This is a genomic window from Rhizobium phaseoli, from assembly GCF_010668805.1.
Lineage (GTDB): Bacteria > Pseudomonadota > Alphaproteobacteria > Rhizobiales > Rhizobiaceae > Rhizobium > Rhizobium phaseoli_A.
The window spans coordinates 54,094-74,750 of record NZ_WUFT01000005.1; the positions used below are offsets into that span (position 1 = coordinate 54,094).

The 20,657-nt window shown below is 60.6% G+C and carries 22 protein-coding genes; 12 read left to right on the plus strand and 10 right to left on the minus strand.

The features are described from left to right. Positions 1-183 precede the first annotated feature (183 nt). The 5 genes from rplI to GR197_RS09155 form a co-directional block, all read right to left on the minus strand. Positions 184-762, minus strand: coding sequence for a 50S ribosomal protein L9 (rplI, locus tag GR197_RS09135; protein ID WP_164008678.1), 579 nt, complete (start codon positions 760-762; stop codon positions 184-186). 22 nt (positions 763-784) lie between these two features. Next, positions 785-1,771 carry a DUF2232 domain-containing protein gene (locus GR197_RS09140; protein WP_164008680.1) on the minus strand — a complete coding sequence of 329 codons (987 nt, stop codon included), beginning with the start codon at positions 1,769-1,771 and terminating at the stop codon, positions 785-787. Between the two features lie 147 nt (positions 1,772-1,918). Beyond that, positions 1,919-2,167 carry a 30S ribosomal protein S18 gene (gene rpsR, locus GR197_RS09145; RefSeq protein WP_003547038.1) on the minus strand — a complete coding sequence of 83 codons (249 nt, stop codon included), beginning with the start codon at positions 2,165-2,167 and terminating at the stop codon, positions 1,919-1,921. A 14-nt stretch (positions 2,168-2,181) separates the two neighbouring features. Further along, on the minus strand, positions 2,182-2,649 hold the full coding sequence (gene rpsF / locus GR197_RS09150) for a 30S ribosomal protein S6 (RefSeq protein ID WP_007626433.1): 468 nt from the start codon (positions 2,647-2,649) through the stop codon (positions 2,182-2,184). A 334-nt stretch (positions 2,650-2,983) separates the two neighbouring features. Beyond that, entirely contained in the window at positions 2,984-4,027 is a 1,044-nt protein-coding gene (locus tag GR197_RS09155) for an aldo/keto reductase (protein WP_164008681.1), read from the minus strand. A gap of 231 nt (positions 4,028-4,258) precedes the next feature. Here GR197_RS09155 and fabD point away from each other — a divergent pair, with 231 nt between their 5' ends. From fabD to gmk, 7 genes are all read left to right on the plus strand, one after another. Then, complete coding sequence (gene fabD, locus GR197_RS09160; protein WP_164008683.1) at positions 4,259-5,203, plus strand: ACP S-malonyltransferase; 945 nt, start codon at positions 4,259-4,261, stop codon at positions 5,201-5,203. 70 nt (positions 5,204-5,273) lie between these two features. Next, positions 5,274-6,011 (plus strand): 3-oxoacyl-[acyl-carrier-protein] reductase, encoded by a 738-nt coding sequence (fabG, locus tag GR197_RS09165; protein ID WP_007626426.1) that lies wholly within the window; start codon positions 5,274-5,276, stop codon positions 6,009-6,011. A 286-nt stretch (positions 6,012-6,297) separates the two neighbouring features. Further along, entirely contained in the window at positions 6,298-6,534 is a 237-nt protein-coding gene (locus tag GR197_RS09170) for an acyl carrier protein (protein ID WP_003547058.1), read from the plus strand. 93 nt (positions 6,535-6,627) lie between these two features. Further along, the gene (fabF, locus tag GR197_RS09175; RefSeq protein ID WP_164008685.1) at positions 6,628-7,890 is read left to right on the plus strand and encodes a beta-ketoacyl-ACP synthase II; all 1,263 of its coding nucleotides are present in this window, start codon (positions 6,628-6,630) and stop codon (positions 7,888-7,890) included. 177 nt (positions 7,891-8,067) lie between these two features. Then, the gene (gene mltG, locus GR197_RS09180) at positions 8,068-9,306 is read left to right on the plus strand and encodes an endolytic transglycosylase MltG (protein ID WP_164008687.1); all 1,239 of its coding nucleotides are present in this window, start codon (positions 8,068-8,070) and stop codon (positions 9,304-9,306) included. A gap of 18 nt (positions 9,307-9,324) precedes the next feature. Next, a complete protein-coding gene (locus GR197_RS09185) occupies positions 9,325-10,212 on the plus strand; it encodes a YicC/YloC family endoribonuclease (protein ID WP_164008689.1) in 888 nt (295 codons plus the stop codon). Between the two features lie 3 nt (positions 10,213-10,215). Next, positions 10,216-10,878, plus strand: a complete 663-nt coding sequence (gene gmk / locus GR197_RS09190; protein WP_003587504.1) for a guanylate kinase — start codon at positions 10,216-10,218, stop codon at positions 10,876-10,878. 34 nt (positions 10,879-10,912) lie between these two features. Here the strand turns inward: gmk and GR197_RS09195 are convergent, their stop codons facing one another. The 4 genes from GR197_RS09195 to GR197_RS09210 form a co-directional block, all read right to left on the minus strand. Beyond that, the gene (locus GR197_RS09195; RefSeq protein WP_164008691.1) at positions 10,913-11,704 is read right to left on the minus strand and encodes an amino acid ABC transporter ATP-binding protein; all 792 of its coding nucleotides are present in this window, start codon (positions 11,702-11,704) and stop codon (positions 10,913-10,915) included. Beyond that, complete coding sequence (locus GR197_RS09200) at positions 11,701-12,369, minus strand: amino acid ABC transporter permease (protein ID WP_164008693.1); 669 nt, start codon at positions 12,367-12,369, stop codon at positions 11,701-11,703. The genes GR197_RS09195 and GR197_RS09200 overlap by 4 nt, the downstream gene beginning before the upstream one ends. Next, entirely contained in the window at positions 12,366-13,007 is a 642-nt protein-coding gene (locus GR197_RS09205; RefSeq protein WP_164008695.1) for an amino acid ABC transporter permease, read from the minus strand. The genes GR197_RS09200 and GR197_RS09205 overlap by 4 nt, the downstream gene beginning before the upstream one ends. Positions 13,008-13,106: 99 nt before the next feature. Beyond that, a complete protein-coding gene (locus GR197_RS09210) occupies positions 13,107-13,934 on the minus strand; it encodes a transporter substrate-binding domain-containing protein (protein WP_164008697.1) in 828 nt (275 codons plus the stop codon). A 226-nt stretch (positions 13,935-14,160) separates the two neighbouring features. Between GR197_RS09210 and GR197_RS09215 the strand changes: the two genes are divergently transcribed. From GR197_RS09215 to GR197_RS09225, 3 genes are all read left to right on the plus strand, one after another. Next, positions 14,161-14,904, plus strand: a complete 744-nt coding sequence (locus tag GR197_RS09215; protein ID WP_204330143.1) for a UTRA domain-containing protein — start codon at positions 14,161-14,163, stop codon at positions 14,902-14,904. Beyond that, positions 14,901-15,833, plus strand: a complete 933-nt coding sequence (locus tag GR197_RS09220) for a LysR family transcriptional regulator (RefSeq protein WP_164008701.1) — start codon at positions 14,901-14,903, stop codon at positions 15,831-15,833. The genes GR197_RS09215 and GR197_RS09220 overlap by 4 nt, the downstream gene beginning before the upstream one ends. Before the next feature lie 113 nt (positions 15,834-15,946). Continuing rightward, positions 15,947-17,284 (plus strand): LLM class flavin-dependent oxidoreductase, encoded by a 1,338-nt coding sequence (locus GR197_RS09225; protein WP_164008703.1) that lies wholly within the window; start codon positions 15,947-15,949, stop codon positions 17,282-17,284. Here GR197_RS09225 and GR197_RS09230 read toward each other — a convergent pair whose 3' ends face one another. Continuing rightward, positions 17,285-18,448 (minus strand): aminotransferase, encoded by a 1,164-nt coding sequence (locus GR197_RS09230; protein ID WP_164008705.1) that lies wholly within the window; start codon positions 18,446-18,448, stop codon positions 17,285-17,287. 463 nt (positions 18,449-18,911) lie between these two features. Here GR197_RS09230 and GR197_RS09235 point away from each other — a divergent pair, with 463 nt between their 5' ends. Both GR197_RS09235 and GR197_RS09240 read left to right on the plus strand, forming a co-directional pair. Continuing rightward, positions 18,912-19,457 (plus strand): flavin reductase family protein, encoded by a 546-nt coding sequence (locus GR197_RS09235; RefSeq protein WP_164008706.1) that lies wholly within the window; start codon positions 18,912-18,914, stop codon positions 19,455-19,457. Between the two features lie 425 nt (positions 19,458-19,882). Then, complete coding sequence (locus GR197_RS09240; protein ID WP_348643265.1) at positions 19,883-20,650, plus strand: aminotransferase class I/II-fold pyridoxal phosphate-dependent enzyme; 768 nt, start codon at positions 19,883-19,885, stop codon at positions 20,648-20,650. The last annotated feature ends 7 nt before the right edge of the window (positions 20,651-20,657 follow it).

Here is a 20,657-nt window from a genome sequence, read left to right on the forward strand (position 1 = left end):
AAAGGAGAAATACCGGCAGTGTCACCCGCACGACACGGTATGGCGCCGACTCAGCCATCCGTTTCGGAGAACTCTATTTTAGCGCGATGCGATAAGGCTCGCAGCAAAAACATCCGGAACATCCCCAACGAAAAAGCCCGGCGCGATGGCCGGGCTTCCTGTCGTGGATCGCTCCGAGGAGAATTATGCTTCGTCTTCGTCGACGCCGTCGGCTTCCGGATCGAAGAAATCTTCCGGACGCAGAGCGTCTTCGTCCACGCCGTAGATGGCGTCGACCGAGGTGAGTTCCTCGCCCTTGGACTGGCGCTCTGCCTCTTCGGCAGAACGAGCAACGTTCAGCTCGACATGGATTTCGACTTCGGCATGCAGCTGCAGCTCCACCTTGTGCAGGCCGATCGCCTTGATCGGCGTGTTGAGGTGAACCTGGTTGCGGCCGATGTTGAAGCCTTCGGCGGCGAGAATATCGACGACGTCACGGGCAGCGACCGAACCATAGAGCTGGCCGGTTTCGCCGGCCGAACGCACGACGATGAAGGACTTGCCGTCGAGAACGTCGGCAATCTTCTGGGCTTCCGACTTGCGCTCGAGGTTGCGGGCTTCGAGCGTCGAACGCTCGGCTTCGAAGCGGGTCTTGTTGGCGGCGTTGGCGCGCAGAGCCTTGCCGAGCGGCAGCAGGTAGTTGCGGGCAAAGCCGTCGCGAACCTTTACGGTTTCGCCCATCTGGCCGAGCTTGGAGATGCGTTCGAGAAGGATGACTTCCATTTTCTTTTACCTTTCTTGTGTCTCAGATTTTCGTGTCGGATTGTTTGGGGGCATCAGCATCTTTCGTCGGGGTCAGCGCGATCGCCTTGCGGGTATCGCTGAGACCGAGGACGAGGATGAGGAGAGCTGGCAACAGCATGAGCATCGAAGCCAGGTAGCTAAGGATGAGGGCCGGGATGCGCCAGTCCTTGCCGCGCGTGCGGAAATGCAGCGAGGCGAAACCGGAAAGCACGAAGCCGGCGCCGAAGGTGCCGATCACCGTCGCGCCGACCAGCGCCGGAACGCCGCCGAAGAAGCAGGCGGCAAGCCCGGCGAGGAAGATGAAGATCGAGTTGCGGTTCATGCGCAGCGACGAGGGAATGTCCTCGCGCGGGCGAAGGCCGCGGCCGGACGCCGCGACGATGCGCACGGCGAAATAATAGGCGGCAAACAGCATGCTCACCCACATGCCGCCCTGCAAAGCCGGCAGCATCAGCAGGATCAGCGACTTGGTCTGCGCGGTGGCTGCCGGATCGGGCATGAATTCCGGCTGCTGCTGCTTGACCGAGGTGATCAGCAGATCGACGATCGGATCGGTGATCTCCGGCCCATAGCCGATCATCACGCCGATGACGATGACGGCGATCGTCACCAAGCCGCAGAGATGCAGCAGGATATCGGAGAGCGGATACCAGGCAAGCAGATGGTCAGGGCCGCCGAGTTCGGAGGCGGGGCGAGCGAGATTGGCGAGGTGGCTGAGCCAGCCCGCTGGCAACAGCGTCACCAGCGTCATGATCAGCGCAAAGGAAGGCGAGATGAAGATCGCGCCGAGCGCCGCTGCAGTGGCAACGGCCGAGATCGCCGCGGCATTGCCCCAGCCGAGCCCGACGATCAGGATCGGCAGCGCCGAGGCCGTATAGAGGAGCGCGCTGAAAAACGACGGCTGCACGCTCGCGCCCAGCACCAGCAGGGCGGCGGTCAATCCGGCGAGTGCGCCGATCAGCAGCGTTTTAAGATCCGGTCGTTTCAAGGTCGCTGTCCTGCTTCATCAAGCAGTTAGAGGATGTTGCTGAATCGAATTCAGAAACGTCTCAACATGGGTTTTAAGAGTTCCGATCCGCGCCCATCGCAGAAGGGAGGCAACCCCCAGATTAGGAATCTGGGGGTCACATATTTGTTAGGCTACGACGTAGGGCAGCAGGCCGAGGAAACGGGCGCGCTTGATCGCCTGGGCGAGTTCGCGCTGCTTCTTCTGGGAAACGGCCGTGATGCGCGACGGAACGATCTTGCCGCGCTCGGAAATGTAGCGCTGCAGCAGACGTACGTCCTTGTAGTCGATCCGCGGCGCATTGGCGCCGGAGAACGGGCAGGTCTTGCGGCGACGATGGAACGGGCGGCGGACCGGAGCGGAGGAAGTTTCAGACATATCTCGGATCTCCCTTATACACGGTCTTCGCGCGGACGGCGCGGACGGTCTTCGCGGTCGCCGAAGCCACCTTCACGCGGCGGACGCGGGCCGCGGTCACGATCGCCGAAGCCGCCTTCACGCGGGCCACGGCCGCCTTCACGCGGACGGTCGTCGCGGTCGCGCTTCTGCGTCATGGCAGACGGACCTTCTTCATGCTTCTCGACGGCGATCGTCATGTAGCGAAGAACGTCTTCGCTGATGCGCATCTGACGTTCCATTTCCTGGACGGCAGCAGCCGGTGCATCGATGTCCATCAGGGCGTAGTGCGCCTTGCGGTTCTTCTTGATGCGGTAGGTGAGGGACTTGAGGCCCCAGTTCTCGATACGCCCGACTTTACCGCCGTTAGCTTCGATCACACCCTTGTACTGTTCTACGAGGGCATCGACCTGCTGAGCGGAAATATCCTGCCGGGCAAGGAATACATGTTCATAAAGAGCCATGACAGCTTTGCCTTTCTTGCGTTTGGTTCAACCCGATATTCGGCGGCTAAGCCTCAACGACTGCTCCTGATTGGGCGGACCCAGGCAAGAAAGCGTTTCCGAGACGGTCGAGAGCGGAGACACGGGAGGCTGGAACGCTTCCGTTCCGAACGATTTCCAACAGAAAACCGGCCCTCCGTTCAGCCACCAGCCAGAAGACCGGGTTAACGAACAGGGCGGCTTATACGGATTTTTCGGGCAAACGCAAGCTCAATCGGACACTCGAGCCCGACGCAGACCAATCGGTAGCGTCGGGCTACTGCAGAATTCCTTAAATCGAAATCAAGAAATATAATCAGAGCGGCAGCGGATACTGCCGATGCACCTTGGCGATCTCCGCCAGCACCTCGTTAGAAAGCGTCAGCTCGGCCGCGCCGATATCGACTTTCAGCTGCTCCATCGAGGTTGCGCCGATGATGGCCGAGGCCATGAAGGGTCGCGACAGGCAGAAGGCGATCGCCATGGCCGTCGGGTCGAGGCCGTATTTGGCCGCGATCGCCACATAGGCTTTGGTCGCCGGCTCCTGCAGCGGCTGCAGGCGGCCGCCGATATCGTGGTTGATTGAGCCGCGCGAGCCCTTCGGCCTGGCGCCATCGACATATTTGCCGGTCAGAATGCCGCCGGCGAGCGGCGAATAGGCAAGCAGCCCGACATCCTCGTGATGCGACAGTTCGGCGAGATCGAGGTCGAAATGGCGGTAGAGCAGATTGTATTCGTTCTGGACGCTGGCAACGCGCGGCAGGCTCTTCTGTTCTGACAGTGTCAGGTATTTCTGGATGCCCCAGGTGGTTTCGTTGGAAAGGCCGATCGCCCGGATCTTGCCTTCCTTCACCAGTGCGCCGAGCGTTTCCAGGATGTCGAGCATATTGGTGACGGCCTGGTCGCGATCCTGATTGAAGGGATTATAGCTCCAGTTCTGACGGAAATGAAAATGACCGCGGTTCGGCCAGTGGATCTGGTAGAGATCGACGTAATCCGTCTTCAGCCGCGTGAGGCTCGCTTCGAGCGCCAGGCGGATATTCTTCGCATCCGCGCCTTCGCCGCCGCGTATATAGTCGCGGCCGCGGCCGGCGACCTTGGTGGCGAGCACGATATCTGCTCGCTTGCCTGATTTGCCGAACCAGCTGCCGATATAGTCTTCGGTCCGGCCCTGCGTTTCCGGCGAAACGGGGGTGGTCGGGTAGAGTTCGGCGGTATCGAAGAAGTTGACGCCCTTTTCGACGGCGTAATCCATCTGCGCGTGCGCGTCGGTTTCGCTGTTCTGCGAGCCCCAGGTCATGGTGCCAAGGCAAATCTCTGAAACGGAAATGCCGGTGCGGCCGAGCGAATTGTACTGCATGGGAAAACCTTGGGAGAGAGGTGAAGCCTTAGGGAGGGTCCGCGCAAATTTAGGCTCGATTTGACGGAGCGCAAGAGCAAAAGCCTGGTATTTGCGCCGGGGATAAAGGCTTTGCGGGGAATGGGCCGCCACTTGGCTCTGCCGGAAAGCTTGACTCTGCCCGAAAGAATGTCAATTGGAGGCAAAACAGCCTCATGGGCGCAATCAGGGGCATCAGCCAGGGACACGAGAATGACCATTGCTTTCACTTTTCCCGGTCAGGGCAGTCAGGCCGTAGGCATGGGCAAGGATCTCGCCGAGAATTTCGCCGAAGCCCGCGCTGTTTTCGAAGAGGTCGATGCGGCGCTCGGTGAAAAGCTTTCGGACGTCATGTTCAACGGTCCCGAGGATACGTTGACCCTGACGGCGAACGCCCAGCCGGCGCTGATGGCTGTCTCGATCGCCGTCGTCCGCGTCCTGGAGGCCAAAGGGCTGGATCTGAAGTCCAAGGTCGCCTACGTCGCCGGCCACTCGCTCGGCGAATATTCGGCACTTTGCGCCGCCGGCACCTTTTCGGCCGCCGACACGGCGCGGCTGTTGCGCATCCGCGGCAATGCCATGCAGGCGGCCGTCCCCGTCGGCGTCGGCGCTATGGCCGCGATCATCGGCCTCGAACACGCCGACGTCGTCGCCGTCTGCGAGGCGGCCGCCGTCCTCGGCGCCTGCCAAATCGCCAACGACAATGGCGGCGGCCAGATCGTCATCTCGGGTGAGAAGGCAGCTGTCGAAAAGGCCGCTGGCCTGGCGACCGACAAGGGCGCCAAGCGCGCCATTCTGCTGCCGGTCTCAGCACCGTTCCATTCGACACTGATGGCGCCCGCCGCCGAGGCCATGCGCGAAGCGCTGGCAACAGTCGCCAAATCAGATCCCGTCGTGCCCCTCATTGCCAATGTCCGTGCCGCGCCCGTGACCAGCGCCGATGAGATCGCCGGCCTCCTGGTCAAGCAGGTGACCGGTCAGGTGCGTTGGCGCGAGACGGTGGAATGGTTCGCCGGCAATGGCGTGACGACGCTTTATGAACTCGGTTCCGGCAAGGTGCTGACCGGCCTTGCGCGGCGCATCGACAAGACGATCGTCGGCATCTCCGTCAACGGTCCAGCGGATATCGACGCGACTGTTGCCGCCCTCATGGCCTGATTGGTATTTCCAGATATCCAAAGATCCGGATATCCAAAGATCCAGATATCCAAAGATAAGGAACGTTTCCATGCTCGATCTTTCCGGCCGCAAGGCTCTCGTCACCGGCGCATCGGGCGGTATCGGCGAAGAAATCGCCCGCCTTCTTCATAAGCAGGGCGCTATCGTCGGTCTGCACGGCACCCGCGTCGAGAAGCTGGAAGCGCTGGCCGCCGAACTCGGCGAGCGCGTCAAGATCTTCCCGGCAAACCTTTCCGACCGCGATGAGGTCAAGGCGCTTGGCCAGAAGGCCGAGGCCGAACTCGAAGGCGTCGATATCCTCGTCAACAATGCCGGCATCACCAAGGACGGCCTGTTCGTGCGTATGAGCGACGAGGATTGGGACGCCGTTCTTGAAGTGAACCTGACGTCGACCTTCCGGCTGACGCGCGAATTGACCCATCCGATGATGCGTCGCCGCTATGGCCGCATCATCAACATCACCTCCATCGTCGGCGTCACCGGCAATCCGGGCCAGACCAATTACTGCGCCTCCAAGGCCGGCATGATCGGCTTCACCAAGTCGCTGGCCCAGGAGATCGCAACCCGCAACGTAACGGTCAACTGCGTGGCGCCAGGCTTTATCGAAAGCGCCATGACCGGCAAGTTGAACGACAAGCAGAAGGAAGCGATCATGGGAGCGATCCCGATGAAGCGCATGGGCACGGGCGGTGAGGTTGCTTCGGCGGTCGCTTATCTTGCGTCCTCCGAGGCTGCCTATATGACGGGCCAGACACTGCACGTAAACGGCGGCATGGCGATGATCTGAAACGACAAACCGCTGGCATGGGGATATTTCCGCCAATAGCATGTTGAGCAATCACGAACCGTTGATTTTCTCGCTTTGCGGCAGACATAAAGCATGTTAAGCGGGCCATGACTGTCAACAGTCGTCCCGAGAAAGCAGACGGACCGGCCGGCTTTTTGCAAGCCTGGACCATCTCTGAAGCCGGGTAAACGAGTTTGCCGAGGATGTCTGAAAACATCGCAGGCTGAAACAGGGTAGGGGTGCCGCAACGGCATTCCGATCAGGACATAAGGTCGAGGAAACCGACATGAGCGATATCGCAGAACGCGTAAAGAAAATTGTTATTGATCATCTTGGCGTCGATGCCGACAAGGTCGTCGAGAGCGCCAGCTTTATCGACGATCTGGGCGCCGACTCGCTCGACACGGTCGAACTTGTCATGGCTTTCGAAGAAGAATTCGGCGTTGAAATTCCTGACGATGCTGCCGACTCGATCCTGACGGTCGGCGATGCCGTGAAGTTTATCGAGAAGGCCCAGGCCTGATCTGGTAATTTTAAGAAAGGGCGGGCCTGGAGTCCGCCCTTTTCTTTTCGGCATATTTCTCCATAGAACATAAGAGACGGGGGAAAGCACGCGATGAGACGTGTCGTCATAACGGGTACCGGCATGGTATCACCCTTAGGATGCGGAACCGAGGTGACGTGGTCCCGGCTGCTTGCCGGCCAGAACGGCGCCCGCCTGGTCACCGAATTCGAGGTCGACGACCTTCCCGCCAAGATCGCCTGCCGCATTCCCATTGGCGACGGCACCGACGGCACCTTCAATGTCGATCAGTGGATGGAGCCGAAAGAGCAGCGCAAGGTCGATCCCTTCATCATCTTCGGCATGGCCGCCGCCGACATGGCGCTTGCCGATGCCGGCTGGCATCCCGAGACCGATGAGGACCAGATCGCCACCGGCGTGCTGATCGGCTCCGGCATCGGCGGCATCGAAGGCATTGTCGAGGCAGGTTACACCCTGCGCGACAAGGGCCCACGCCGCATCTCCCCCTTCTTCATTCCCGGCCGCCTGATCAACCTCGTCTCCGGCCAGGTCTCGATCCGCCACAAGCTGCGCGGACCCAATCATTCGGTCGTCACCGCCTGCTCGACAGGCGCGCATGCGATCGGCGATGCCGCGCGGCTGATTGCACTCGGCGATGCCGACGTCATGGTCGCCGGCGGCACGGAATCCCCGGTCAGCCGCATTTCGCTCGCTGGCTTTGCCGCCTGCAAGGCGCTGTCGACACAGCACAACGACGATCCGCAGAAGGCCTCGCGCCCCTATGACCGCGACCGCGACGGCTTCGTCATGGGCGAGGGCGCCGGCATCGTCGTGCTCGAAGAGCTCGAACACGCCAAGGCGCGCGGCGCCAGGATCTATGCCGAAATCGTCGGCTACGGCCTGTCGGGCGACGCCTATCACATCACTGCGCCGTCCGAAGACGGCGAGGGCGCCGGCCGTTGCATGGCGATGGCGCTGAAGCGCGCCGGCCTGACGCCGGCCGATATAGATTACATCAACGCCCATGGCACCTCGACCATGGCCGACACGATCGAACTCGGCGCCGTCGAGCGGCTGGTCGGCAATGCGGCGTCGAATATCTCGATGTCTTCGACCAAATCGGCAACCGGGCATCTTCTCGGTGCTGCGGGCGCGATCGAGGCGATTTTCACCACGCTTGCCATCCGCGACAATATCGCGCCGCCGACGCTCAATCTCGACAATCCCGAACGCGAGACGGCGATCGATCTTGTTCCGCACAAGGCACGTGAGCGAGAAATCAATGTGGCGCTGTCCAACTCGTTCGGATTTGGCGGCACGAACGCGTCGCTCGTCCTGCGCCGTTACGCGCAATAACGGTCCTGTCCGCGCGGTGTAATGGGTCTCCCTTGCGCCGCAACCGTCCTCTGCGTTGCGTAGCAGGGCGCGCCCGAGCATAACGAGCGGAAGCGCCGTTGAACGGCGGCAGAACCTGCTTTTGCCGCATTGCTTCGCGAAATAGCGAAGTGAGGGTCAAGTTTTAGAGGACTGCCGGTGAGCGATACGACGAACCAGAGCAACGATACCCCGCAGGGTGAGAACGGCCGGCAAGCGCAGAAGGGGCCGATCATCCCGAAGTCGCCCAGCGAAGCCCTGCGTCCGGAGCGCGTTCCGGAGCCGCCGAAACGGTCCAAGAAAGCCCGCGGCCAGGTGGTTCTTTTCCTGAACTTCATCATGACGATGGCAGTTGTGGTCTGCGTCGTCGCCATCATCGCCTTCTACTACGCCACATCGACCTATCGGAACCCTGGTCCGCTGCAGACCAATACCAATTTCATTATCCGCAATGGCGCCGGTCTGGCCGAAATTGCGACGAACCTCGAGCGCAACGCGATCATCAGCGATGCCCGCATCTTCCGTTATCTCACGGCAACGCATCTTTCTGCCGGCGAGAGCCTGAAGGCCGGTGAATATGAGATCAAGGCCAGAGCCTCGATGAGCGATATCATGGAGCTTCTGAAGTCGGGCAAATCCATTCTCTATTCTGTTTCCTTCCCCGAGGGTCTGACGGTCCGCCAGATGTTCAATCGCATGCTGGAGGATAAGGTGCTGGAAGGCGACCTGCCGGCCGCCCTTCCGGCTGAGGGCAGCCTTCGCCCGGATACCTACAAGTTCTCGCGTGGCACCAAGCGCTCGGAAATCATCCAGCAGATGGCGGCGGCACAGCAGAAGATCGTCGATCAGATCTGGGACAAGCGCGACTCTTCGCTGCCGCTGCGGTCCAAGGAAGAGTTCGTGACGCTCGCCTCGATCGTCGAAAAGGAAACCGGCGTTGCCGACGAACGAGCCCATGTCGCCTCGGTTTTCCTGAACCGCCTCGGCAAGGGCATGCGCCTGCAGTCCGACCCGACGATCATCTACGGTCTCTTCGGCGGCGACGGCAAACCGGCCGACCGGCCGATCTACCAGTCGGACCTGAAGCGGGAGACGCCATTCAACACCTATGTCATCAAGGGTCTGCCGCCGACGCCGATCGCCAATCCCGGTAAGGATGCGCTTGAGGCCGTTGCCAATCCCTGGAAGACGCAGGATCTCTATTTCGTCGCCGACGGCACCGGCGGCCATGTTTTCGCTGCTACGCTCGAAGAGCACAACGCCAACGTCAAGCACTGGCGCAAGCTCGAAGCCGACAAGGGCTCCGATCCGAGCATCGCCGTCGACGGCCAGCCGGAAGAACAGCCGGCGGATGACGGCGCGACCGTCGTGCCGCCGAAGAAAAAGAAGATCAACTGATAGTTTCTGGAGGCTCGGATGGCTTTGCAGTCCATGACCGGTTTTGCGCGGCGCGAGGGAACGAGCGGCCGCTGGCGTTGGGCATGGGAACTGCGCTCGGTCAACGGCAAGGGCCTCGATCTGCGGCTGCGCCTGCCATCCGGCCTCGAACGCATGGAGGCGGATGTCCGCCGCCTCGCAGGCGAAAGCTTCAGCCGCGGCAACCTGCAGGCATCGCTCTCCGTCACCGCCGACGAGAACCGCTTCGAGGCGGTGCTGAACAAGCAAGCGCTTGCCGCCGTGCTTGCCATGCGCGAACAATTGGACGGGATCATCGATCCGGCGCCGCTGAAGCTCGATACGCTGCTTCTGGTGCGCGGCATCGTCGAATTCCGCGAAAGCGAGGATGGCGAGGAAGCGCTTGCCGCTCGTGATGCCGATATCGCGGCCGGCCTGTTGGCCGCGCTTTCCGATCTGAGAGCCATGCGAGAGCAGGAAGGGGCGGCGCTGACCCGCATTCTCCTCGACCATGTCACGACAATCGAAGGTCTGGCGCGCACGATCGAGGCCGACCCCTCGCGCTCGCCGCAGGAGATCGCCGCGCGGCTGGCCGGTCAGGTCGCCTTGCTGATGGACGGCATGGCCGCGCTCGACCGCGACAGGCTGCATGCCGAAGCCGCGTTGCTGGCGACCAAGGCGGATCTGCGCGAGGAAATCGATCGTCTGAAGGCGCACGTCGCCGCAGCGCGCGATCTCCTGGTGAAAGATGGCCCCGCTGGACGCCGGTTGGACTTCCTTGCACAGGAATTTAACCGCGAATCGAATACCATCTGCTCGAAGTCGAATGCCTCGGCGGTCACCGCCGCCGGCATCGAGCTGAAAGTTGTGATCGACCAGTTCCGCGAGCAGGTCCAGAATTTGGAGTAGGACATGAATCCGGCGAAATCCTCGCCCGTCCAGATCGCCCGCCGCGGTCTGATGCTTGTCATCTCGTCGCCGTCGGGCGCCGGCAAGTCCACCATCGCGCGCACGCTGCTGGAGAAGGACAGGCAAATCGGCCTCTCCGTCAGCGTCACCACGCGCCAGCGCCGCCCGAGCGAAATCGAGGATGTGCATTACCACTTCAAGAGTGTGCGCGAGTTCGAGCGGATGCGCGATAGCGACGCGCTGCTCGAATGGGCCGAGGTGCATGGCAATTTCTACGGCACGCCGCGCGAGCCTGTCGAGCAGGCCATGGCCGAGGGCCGCGACATGCTCTTCGATATCGACTGGCAGGGCGCCCAGCAACTGCAGGAGAAGATGTCGGCCGACGTGGTTTCGATCTTCGTGCTGCCGCCGACCATGACCGAGCTGCAATCGCGCCTGCACCGCCGCGCCGAGGATTCCGAGGAGGTCATCCAGACGCGCCTCGCCAACAGCCGCGCCGAGATCGCCCACTGGCGAGAATATGACTATGTCATCGTCAACGACGATCTCAACGCCGCCTTCGACGCCGTCCAGTCGATCGTCAAAGCCGAACGCCTGCGCCGCGACCGCCGCCATGGCATGTTCGACTTCGTCCGCGAGTTGCTGGAAGAGACGCCGTCGCTTTAGGATAGATGCTGAGAAGCTTGAGCGGTAGCTGCGCTTAGAGAAGCATGGACGCGCCGCGATCGAGATAGGTGTCCAGGAACTGCTCCAGACGCGGATTTCGCGGTTTCTTGAACACGTCTTGCGGCGCTCCGGTAAACAGTACCTTGCCGTGGTCGAGGAAGATGATCTGCTGGCCGACCGTCGCGGCGAAGCCGATCTCGTGCGAGACCACGACCATGGTCATGCCCTCGGCCGCCAGATCGCGCATGACGTTCAGCACCTCGCCTGTTAGCTCTGGATCGAGCGAAGAGGTCGGTTCGTCGAACAGCATGATCTTGGGCTTGAGCGCCAATGCGCGGGCAATGGCGACACGCTGTTGCTGGCCGCCGGAAAGCTGCGAGGGATAATGCCCGGCACGCGCTTCCAGCCCGACTTTCACAAGCTGAGCCAACGCCAGATCCTCGGCCTGTTTGCGGCTCAGCCTGTGAACCATCTTGAGTGCCTCGCTGACATTGCCGAGCGCCGTCATGTGCGGCCAAAGATTAAACTGCTGGAAAACCATGCCGATCTGGGCGCGGATTGTTCGGTTCATAGCCGCAGGAACGCGCTCTCGCATACCGTCGGCGTTCTCGCTGAAGCCAAGTACCTCGCCATTGATGGCAATCGTGCCGCGGGTCGCCTCTTCGAGAAAGGCCATGCAGCGTAAAAGCGTGCTCTTGCCGGAGCCGGAAGGGCCGATCAGGCACGAGACTTGTCCCTGCGCTATCTCGAGGTCGATGCCTTGCAGGACAGTGGAATCCCCGAACTTCTTGATAAGATTTTTGACTGCGATTGCGGGAACGCTCATGCGTTGAAAAACCTGAATCTGGAAAGTTTCGTTTCGGCGAGATTGCCAAGCCGGCCGGTGAATTCGACCAGCACCCAATAAAAGAGCGCCAGCGCGGAAAGCGCTTCCACGAAGGCGTATTGCTGCGAACCTATGGCGCTCAATGTCGCCGTCAGTTCCGGCACTGTAATGATCGAAAGTACTGCCGTCTCCTTCATGAGGATCACCGCCATGTTCACCGACGGCGGCAGCACCAGCATGGTCATTTCCGGCAGCAGGATGCGCCTGACGATCTGCCCTTGCGTGAGGCCGACGCATTCACCGGCTTCGATGTGCCCCCTTGGGACGGCCCGAAAGCCGGAGCGGAAAATTTCGCTAAAATAGGCTGCACCATAGATCGAGATGCCGATCAGCCCGGCGGGTAGGGGATCCAGCGACAGACCGACGAAAGGACCACCATAATAGACTAGGAAGATCTGGATCAGGAAGGGCGTGCCGCGCAGCACCGCGACGATAAGACCGAGCGCCTTATCGACCGCCAGTCCGCCATATTGCCTGCCGACAGCCAGCAGAAAGCCAAGGGCGGCGGCGGCAATCGTGCCGAAAACCCAAATCATGATCGTGACGCCCGCGCCGCTGACGATCGCAGGCCATTGCTCGATGAGGACGTTGATGTCGAAGCTCATCGGGGCGCTCCAGGAAGTGAGCGTTCGATCAGGCCGCCGGCCAATGCGACGATCCAGTTGATCACCAGATAGATCAAGCCGGCAGACGCGAAGAGCTGCAGGGGCAGAAAGGTGCTGCCGGCGAGATCCTGCGCCATGCGCGTCAATTCGACAATGCCGACGACGGAGACGAGAGACGACGCCTTGAGAATGAGGATCGCTTCATTGACGAGGGCAGGCAATGTCAGGCGAAGGGCGGTCGGAACCTTGATGCGGCGAAAGATCTGACCGGGCGTCAAGCCGACCATTTCAGCGGATTCGACCAGCCCGACGGGAACGCTGGCAAAGCCGCCCCGCAGGTTCTCCGCTTGATAAGCGGCGGTACAGAGCGACAGGCCGATGACTGCCGCCACAACGCTTGGCACATTGATGCCAATAACTGGCAAAAGATTGTAAATCAGCAGCAATTGTACGAGCAGCGGCACGCCGCGAAAAAAGCTGATAAAAATCCGGGCAGGCAGCACCAGATGGCGCCGCAGCGAAAGCAGCATGCCCGACAGCAGGATCGCGATGGCGAAACCGATCAGGATTGATACGACGCTGATCGTGACCGTATAGATCGACGCCTGCAGCAGCAATTCGAAGAGTTTGAAGGACATGAGGGTTGGATGTCGTCCCCTTGGCAGTCATGAAACCAGATATGCTTCCAATCATGCCCCGGTACATCCGGGGCATGATCGGTGATGACGATCAATCGATCAGAATGCTGGGTCCTTGACCGAATCCGGGGTGTCAAAGGTCGCACCGAACCACTTCTTCTGCAGCGAGGCCATTCTGCCGTCGGCCTTTATCTTCAGCATCGCGGCATCGATCGCATCCATTAGCGGCGCGTGATCGGTATCCTTCAGGCCGATAAAGCCGAAATAGGATTTTTTGCCGAAGGGCGGCAGCACGACTTCGAAGACACCCTCACGCTGCTTGGCAACGAAAGCGATGTTCGGCAGAGAGTTTGCCACGCCGGCGATGCGGCCGGCGGCAAGATCGGCATAGGATTCGGTAAAGGCCGGATATTCACGAATGTCTGCTTTCGTCGGCAATGTGTCGGAGAATTCCTTGAGCTGATCGAGCTGCGAGGTTGCCTTGCCGACGCCGATCTTCTTACCAGCGATGTCTTCCGGCTTGCCGATGGTTTGATCGCCCGCCTTTTTGAGAATGGCTATGGTCGCTTCGGCCAGCGGCGGCGTGAAGCGATAGCGCTCCATGCGTTTCTTGGTAATCGTCGCCGGGCCGGCCACCACGTCGAATTTTCCGGCTTCCAAAGCAGGGAAAACGCCATCCCAGGGCAACGTCACCCACTCGATCTTCACACCGAGCTCCTTGCCGATCTCGTTAAAAAGATCGACGTTCAATCCGACATGCTCACCAGCGTCGATGAAGTCAAAGGGTGCGAAGGCCGTCTCGGTGCCGACCTTCAGGGTGCCGGCGGCCTTGACCGCCGCCAGCGTATCTGCAGCGTGCGCGGAAAATGTCGCCCCGAGCAGGAACGCGGCGCTCATCAACCCTTTGAGCAATGAATTCTTCTTCATGATCTTCTCTCCAGTTTTTGCCCTTCCAGCGGAAGAGTCCAGGTTCCCCAGCGTATTCCCGCCGAACGAGCTTCTCTGGCTCGCTTTTGTCTATACAAATAGATATAGCTCAGCATACAGTGTCAATGTAAAAGTCTTGAAACGCAAAAAACGTGCCGGACCTTTGGCCGAAACCGCCTCGCATCGAGGCCAGGATCTGAACGCCGTCGCGGGATCGAGGTGAATGTTGGTCTCAATTCATCAGAGAATCTTCGGAGACATCGAGGCGAAGATCATGAATGGCGACTGGAAACCTGGCCAGCGTATCCCGATCGAGCACGAACTCGCCGACCAATACCAATGCTCGCGGATGACCGTCAACAAGGCGCTGTCGGCGCTCGCCGAGCGCGGCATGATCGTCCGGCGGCGCAAGACAGGCTCCTTCGTCGCCTCGCAGCAGATCGATCGCACGGTCATGGATATTCAGGATATCAGTACCGCGGCGGAGCTTGCCGGGCACGAGCACGACCACCGCATTCTGAAGCGGCAGATAGAGAAACTGGATACGTCAGGCGCCGTCTTATTGGGTGAAAGGCCGGGTGCGGAGGTTCTCAAGCTGCAATGTCTGCATCTCGTTGACGGCAAGCCGAACGCCATCGAGCGACGCATCATCATGCTTGATGCCGTACCGCTTGCCAGGAATGAAAACTTCGCATCCGTTCCGCCGGCAAAATGGTTGCTGGAGCAGGTGCCGTGGTCGAAGGCAAGGCACATCATTCGCGCCGTTTCCGCAGATCCGGCAACCGCCAGGCTGCTCGAGACCGAGCGTGGTGACGCCTGCCTGACGCTCATTCGCCAGACATGGCAGAATGGCCGGACCGTCACCTATGTCGAGATCACCCATCCCGGCGACCGCTTTCAATTCGCCGGTGACTTTCAGCCGACCGAGCAGGAAATGTCCGACCATTCGTCCCGGAGAAACGCAACGTGAGTGCGCCCCGCCGCTTCAAAGCCATTCCGCTTAAAGGTTTGCAGGCCTTCGAAGCCGTCGGCCGCTGCGGCAGCGTGACGGCCGCTGCCCTGGAATTGAATGTTTCGCCCGGGGCGATCAGCCAGCAGGTGCGCAAGATCGAAAGCTTTCTCGGCGTGACGCTTCTGGAGCGCAACGGCCGCACCGCGGAGCTGACCCTCTGGGGCAGGCTGTATCATCAGGAGATATCAAAAGGCTTCGAGCAATTCGCGATTGCCGAACGTATGCTGGAGCGGGCACGCAATGAAAATGCCCTTGTCCTGAGTGCCTTGTCTTCCGTCGTCAATAAGTGGATCGGCCGGCTTATCTTCGGCTGGCAGGCGCTTCATCCGGATGCACATGTCCGGATCATCGGTCGCGACAGTGAGCCGCGTATGGGCTTCGACGAAATCGACTTTCGCATCAGCTACGGGTCGGACGTGCTGCAGCACGAGCATTACAGTGAACTATTCCGCGACTGGGTCGTGCCCGCCTGCTCGCCGGCGCTCATTCAAAAGCGTAAGCCGTCGGCATCTGAACTTTTCGACTATCCACTACTGCATGTCGAATGGGAAAGGCACTTCACCCCGTACCCCAGCTGGGTCGATTTCGCCGCGAAAGTAGGCGTGGCTCTCAGGGAAACGACGCCTGGACTGTCCTTCACCTTGTCAAGCAGTGCGATTGATGCTGCCGTCAACAAACGTGGCTTCGTCCTCGCGCAAATGTCGATGATCGCCGATGAGCTGGAAGCTCAGACGCTCGTCATCCCTCTCGATATCCGGATACCGCTTCGCGAAAGTTATTTCCTGGCCTGGGATAGGTCAGCGCTGCAGAAATCCCATGGTGCCGCCTTCCGCGATTGGCTGATGACGATTTCGCGGCAGCAGGCACGGATTTCCGCCCCGCAATGAAGATCTTGCCAATCTTTTAGAAAAACTAAAATGAAAGATAGTTCAGCACCATTGCTCAAAAAATCGGCGCGGGGATAATTTGCGCAATCATCAATATTAGAGGCTGGAATTTCATGGCGCGCAAGATGAAGCTCGGCACCTTTGTCTACACGTTCGGCTTCCATCCGGCATCGTGGCTTCATCCTGCCAGCGATATCAACGGCGCCAATGACTTTGCCCATCTTCTTGATGTTGCCAAACGGTCGGAGGCGGCAAAGTTCGACTTCATGTTCATGGCGGATTCACCCGCTGCAGCCGTCGGCGATCCTGATGCTCTCGCTCGTATTCCCACCAAGATGAACCGCTTCGAGCCGCTTTCACTGCTATCGGCGCTGTCGGTCACCACACAGAACCTTGGTCTGGTCGCAACCGTGTCGACGAGCTACTACGAGCCTTATAACGTCGCGCGCCTCTTCGCCTCGATAGATCATCTGAGCGGCGGCCGCGCCTGTTGGAATGTCGTCACCTCCGACCATGACGAGACCGGCTACAATTTCAATCGCGAGGGCCTGGATCCGCATGCCTTGCGCTATGAGCGAGGCAACGAATTCGTCGACGTCGTCTTCGGCCTGTGGGATAGTTTTGAGGACGGCGCCCTACTTCTCGACCGCAAGAGCGGGGTCTATTACGACAAGACCAAACATCATACGCTGAACCACAAGGGTAAGCATTTCCAAGTGCGCGGTCCCCTCAATATCGCCCGGACACCCCAGGGCCGCCCGGTTATCGCGCAGGCCGGTGGCTCCGAACCCGGCATGGAGATGGCGGCGCGCACGGCGGAGATCGTCTTCAGCCTCGCGTCCAACATCGACCGCAACCGGGCCTTCTATGAAAATGTGAAAAAACGCATGCCGGCCTATGGACGCGACCCGGATGATCTCAAGATCATGCCGGGCGTCGTCATCAATGTCGGTGAGACCAGAGCCGAAGCGCAGGCGAAGGTCGATTATCTGATCGACAAGATGCATCCCGATGTTGGTCGCTTGATGCTTTCGGAATTCCTGGAGGCGGATCTGCGCGGCGTGCCTCTGGACAAGGCCTTTCCGATGGACTGTCTGCCGGAGGCGCCGAAGGGCTCGCGGGCGCTCTTCGACGAACTGGTCGACTTCGTCAAGAACGGCCGCACCGTAGGAGAACTCATCCGCCATTATGCGGAAAAGCATACGGGCAACGGCATGACCGGCACGCCGGCCGAAATCGCCGACTTCATGGAGGAATGGTTCGAGACGCGCGCCGCCGACGGCTTCATCCTGATGTTCCCGACCTTGCCGGCAAGCCTCGACGATTTCGTGACGCTTGTGTTGCCGGAACTGCGTCGCCGCGGATTGTTTCGCGAGGAATATGAAGGTTCGACACTTCGCGAGAATCTCGGGCTCTCCATGCCCGCCAATCGGTTCGCGACCCCCGCCTGATCAGCGCAGGCGTTCACCGAGCAGGCCGATCGAAGCTGTATCGGCGTTGGCAAAGGCCAGGCGCAGATATCGCTCCTGGCCTTCGCCGAAATAAGCGCCGGGGATCGAGATGATACCTGCCTGTTTCGCAAGCCGTTCGGCGACCACCGTGGACGGCTGATCGGCGAAGGGATGGCGGATAAAAGCAAAATAGGCGCCGATCGCGGCGATATCCCAGCCGGGCAGCTCAGCGATCACTGCCTTCAGCGCATCTGCCCGCCTGGCGATTTCCAGCCGGTTGCCGGCCCGCCAGGTTGCCAGCACCGGCAAGGCCTCGGCGACGGCATGCTGCGCTGAGCGCGGCGCGCAGATCTGCATATTGTCCATGACCTTGGTGATCTCGGCGAGCAGCTTCGGTCCCGCCGTAATTGCGCCGAGCCTGTGGCCGGGAATGCAGAAGGACTTCGAGAAGCTGTAAAGGAGAACGAGCGTTTCCTCCCATCCGGGTTCGGAGAGCAGCGCGTGGGGAGGCCCGTAACCCTCCGCCAGGAAATCGCGATAGGTCTCGTCCAGGATCAGCCAGGCGCCGTATTTCCGGCACAACAGGAAGAGGTCGTGCAGCAGCGCCGGCGGATAGATCGCGCCGGTCGGATTGTTGGGCGTGACGATCGCCAGCACGCGCGCTCCGGCAGCCAGCGCTTGTTCGGTGGATGCGAGATCAGGAAGAAATCCATTGGCCGCGTCACATACGACCAGCGCACGCTTGATCCCGAGCATGGCCAGTGTCGTATCGTGATTGAAATAGAAGGGATTGGTCAGTGCGACGGTTTCGCCGGCGCCTGCAAGCGCGATGGCCGCACACATGAAGGCTTGATTGCAGCCGGAGGTGATGTGGACATTCTCAGCACCGACCGGCGCACCGTAAAGCTCGCTTACATGTCGCGCATAGGCCGTCCGCAAGACCGCCTCTCCCTCGATCGGTCCGTAGCCGGTCATGGCCTGCGATGCGGCGGCCTCGCCGAGCAGCCGCAGCATCTCCGGATGCGCCGGATAGCCCGGCACGGCTTGCGAGAGATCGATGAGCGCGCCCTTTCCACCGGTATATTCGCGGCTCCAGGCAATGACAGAGGGAATTGGTGGGGGTGAAAGACGAGCAACGAGCGAATTGGCGGCAGCGATTGGCATATCGATTATCCTTTTGAAATCGATTGCTACACCGATATCGCTCGCGTTCTCAACCGCTTTGTCGAAGACCAAAAGACAGGCGCTCACAACGCCGGCATCGACGATCTCCCGCCGTTTAGAAAATCTAAAAATGAACGCATTCGCCGCCGCCTTGTTGCCTCGGCAGGCCCGGCCTATTGAATGTCAGGGGAGCTGCTGAAGACACGCTGATCAGCAACCTGCGCCCGACAAGCACGCTCAACCCAAAGCCTCTGAAAGGTGATTGCATGCCTCGGCAGGACAGACTGAAACTTGGCATCGGAGCTTGTTCGGAGAGGAGTACGAAGGAAAGACGCTGCGGGAAAACTTGGGTCTCTTTATGCCGGTCAACCGCGACGCCGCCGCACGCAAATCCGTCTGAGCCAGGACGCAATGTCTCGGAGGCTCCGGTCGGGGCTGCCCGAAAGCCTATCGAGGATCCCCGATGACAGTTTCAATAACGCCTCCCGAGATCCCTGCGGAGTTGCAGGTGGTCGACCAGGACCTCTTCAAGGCATCGATGCGCCATCTCGCTGGCGCCGTTAGCGTCATCACCGTGGGTACCGGTGACGACCGGACCGGTTTTACGGCGACCTCGGTGTCATCGTTGTCGGCCGACGTCCCCTCCATCATCGTCAGCGTCAATCGCGGATCGTCCTCGTGGCCGCCACTGCAGCGCCACAGACACTTCTGCGTCAACGTGCTTGCGCATGACCAGCAGAGCGTGGCGCAATCATTTGCCGGTTACCGGGGAAGAAGCGGCGTTCGCCGCTACGAGGGTGCCGCGTGGTCGACGCTCGAGACTGGCGCGCTGGTGCTCGACGGCGCGCTGACGGCTCTCGATTGCGAACTGGACGAGACCATCCAAATGCATTCCCACGCCATATTAATTGGAAGGGTGAGGGCGATCACGCTGCGGAGAGGGGCTGAGCCGCTTCTTTACTGGAACGGCGCCTTTCGCCATCTCGCGGGCGTTGCCCCGGCCTCCTGAACCAAGACTTCCCGCAGCAATCCCTCTCCCTTCGTCACCCGTCCCATGAAAATTCGAAAGCGCTCGATCGATGTCAGTCAATGAATCCACAAGGCCAGGGATCGTCCCGAACCCGCATATATCGGCCTTGCCGACTTACAATGCGGGCATGAATATCGGGCTTGCACGTCAGTTGAGCGGCCATGACGACATAGCGGCACTCGCCAGCAATGAAAATCCGAACGGCTGCTCGCCGAAGGTGATGGAAGCACTGGCCTCGTCGGCCTTCAACCCGTCGCGCTATTCGGATCCAGCCTGCATCGAACTGCGAAACGCCCTGTCCCGCGTGCTTGACCTGCCGCCCGGCCAAATCGTCGTCGGCAATGGCTCGGAGGAGATGGTCGCCGCCATCTCCCGTGCCTTCCTCGTCGAGGGCGGCATTGACCGTGACGCCGAGCTTCGGCTTACACGAGATCGAGCCGCTGGCGGCGGGAGCACGGGTCACCAAGGTGCCGATGACGACGGATATGGGCTTCGATATCCCGGCTCTGGAAGCGGCGCTTGCAACCGGCCCGGCGCTTTTCTTTCTTCCCTCTCCGTCGAACCCGGTCGGTGCGGCCCTGACCCGTAGCGAGCTTGACAGGCTGGTGGCCGCCACGCGGCCGCAAACGCTCTTCGTGCTGGACGAAGCCTATTTCGAATATATGGAGGAAGGACAGACGGACGGGATGACGTTGGTTCGCAGCGGCAATTTCCCTTCGATCGTGCTGCGAACCTTCTCTAAGGCCTATGGCCTTGCAGGCCTCAGGGTGGGCTATGCGACCTGTTTCAACCCTGAGATCGCCCGTATCGTTGCCGCTGCAAAGCCGCCGTTCAACGTGAACGCTGCAGCCCAGGTCGCGGCCGTCGCCGCGCTTGCCGATCAACAATGGATGAAGCAATCCGTCGAACGCATAAAAACCGAGCGAGCACGGTTGGCGCGGGGGCTGGACGAGCTCGGCGTCTTCACCGCGTCTTCCCAGACCAACTTTCTTTTCTTCCGGACCACCCTTCCAAGCGAGCATATCGCCAAGGCGCTGCTCTCCGACGGGATCATCGTAAAGCCGTGGCGCGAGGCGGGCTACGAAAATTGGGTGCGCGTCACCATCGGAACGCCCAAGCAGAATGATCGCGTTCTCGCCTCGCTGAACCATATTCTCAACGGCGCATCGTGAAACAGCA

Coding starts and splice junctions, on each gene's coding strand:
- rplI (WP_164008678.1), bottom strand. CDS start 762: ATGGAAGTCATCCTTCTCGAACGCATCTCCAAGCTCGGCCAGATGGGC.
- rpsR (WP_003547038.1), bottom strand. CDS start 2,167: ATGTCTGAAACTTCCTCCGCTCCGGTCCGCCGCCCGTTCCATCGTCGC.
- rpsF (WP_007626433.1), bottom strand. CDS start 2,649: ATGGCTCTTTATGAACATGTATTCCTTGCCCGGCAGGATATTTCCGCT.
- GR197_RS09155 (WP_164008681.1), bottom strand. CDS start 4,027: ATGCAGTACAATTCGCTCGGCCGCACCGGCATTTCCGTTTCAGAGATT.
- fabD (WP_164008683.1), top strand. CDS start 4,259: ATGACCATTGCTTTCACTTTTCCCGGTCAGGGCAGTCAGGCCGTAGGC.
- fabG (WP_007626426.1), top strand. CDS start 5,274: ATGCTCGATCTTTCCGGCCGCAAGGCTCTCGTCACCGGCGCATCGGGC.
- GR197_RS09170 (WP_003547058.1), top strand. CDS start 6,298: ATGAGCGATATCGCAGAACGCGTAAAGAAAATTGTTATTGATCATCTT.
- fabF (WP_164008685.1), top strand. CDS start 6,628: ATGAGACGTGTCGTCATAACGGGTACCGGCATGGTATCACCCTTAGGA.
- GR197_RS09185 (WP_164008689.1), top strand. CDS start 9,325: ATGGCTTTGCAGTCCATGACCGGTTTTGCGCGGCGCGAGGGAACGAGC.
- gmk (WP_003587504.1), top strand. CDS start 10,216: ATGAATCCGGCGAAATCCTCGCCCGTCCAGATCGCCCGCCGCGGTCTG.
- GR197_RS09195 (WP_164008691.1), bottom strand. CDS start 11,704: ATGAGCGTTCCCGCAATCGCAGTCAAAAATCTTATCAAGAAGTTCGGG.
- GR197_RS09200 (WP_164008693.1), bottom strand. CDS start 12,369: ATGAGCTTCGACATCAACGTCCTCATCGAGCAATGGCCTGCGATCGTC.
- GR197_RS09205 (WP_164008695.1), bottom strand. CDS start 13,007: ATGTCCTTCAAACTCTTCGAATTGCTGCTGCAGGCGTCGATCTATACG.
- GR197_RS09210 (WP_164008697.1), bottom strand. CDS start 13,934: ATGAAGAAGAATTCATTGCTCAAAGGGTTGATGAGCGCCGCGTTCCTG.
- GR197_RS09225 (WP_164008703.1), top strand. CDS start 15,947: ATGGCGCGCAAGATGAAGCTCGGCACCTTTGTCTACACGTTCGGCTTC.
- GR197_RS09230 (WP_164008705.1), bottom strand. CDS start 18,448: ATGCCAATCGCTGCCGCCAATTCGCTCGTTGCTCGTCTTTCACCCCCA.
- GR197_RS09235 (WP_164008706.1), top strand. CDS start 18,912: ATGACAGTTTCAATAACGCCTCCCGAGATCCCTGCGGAGTTGCAGGTG.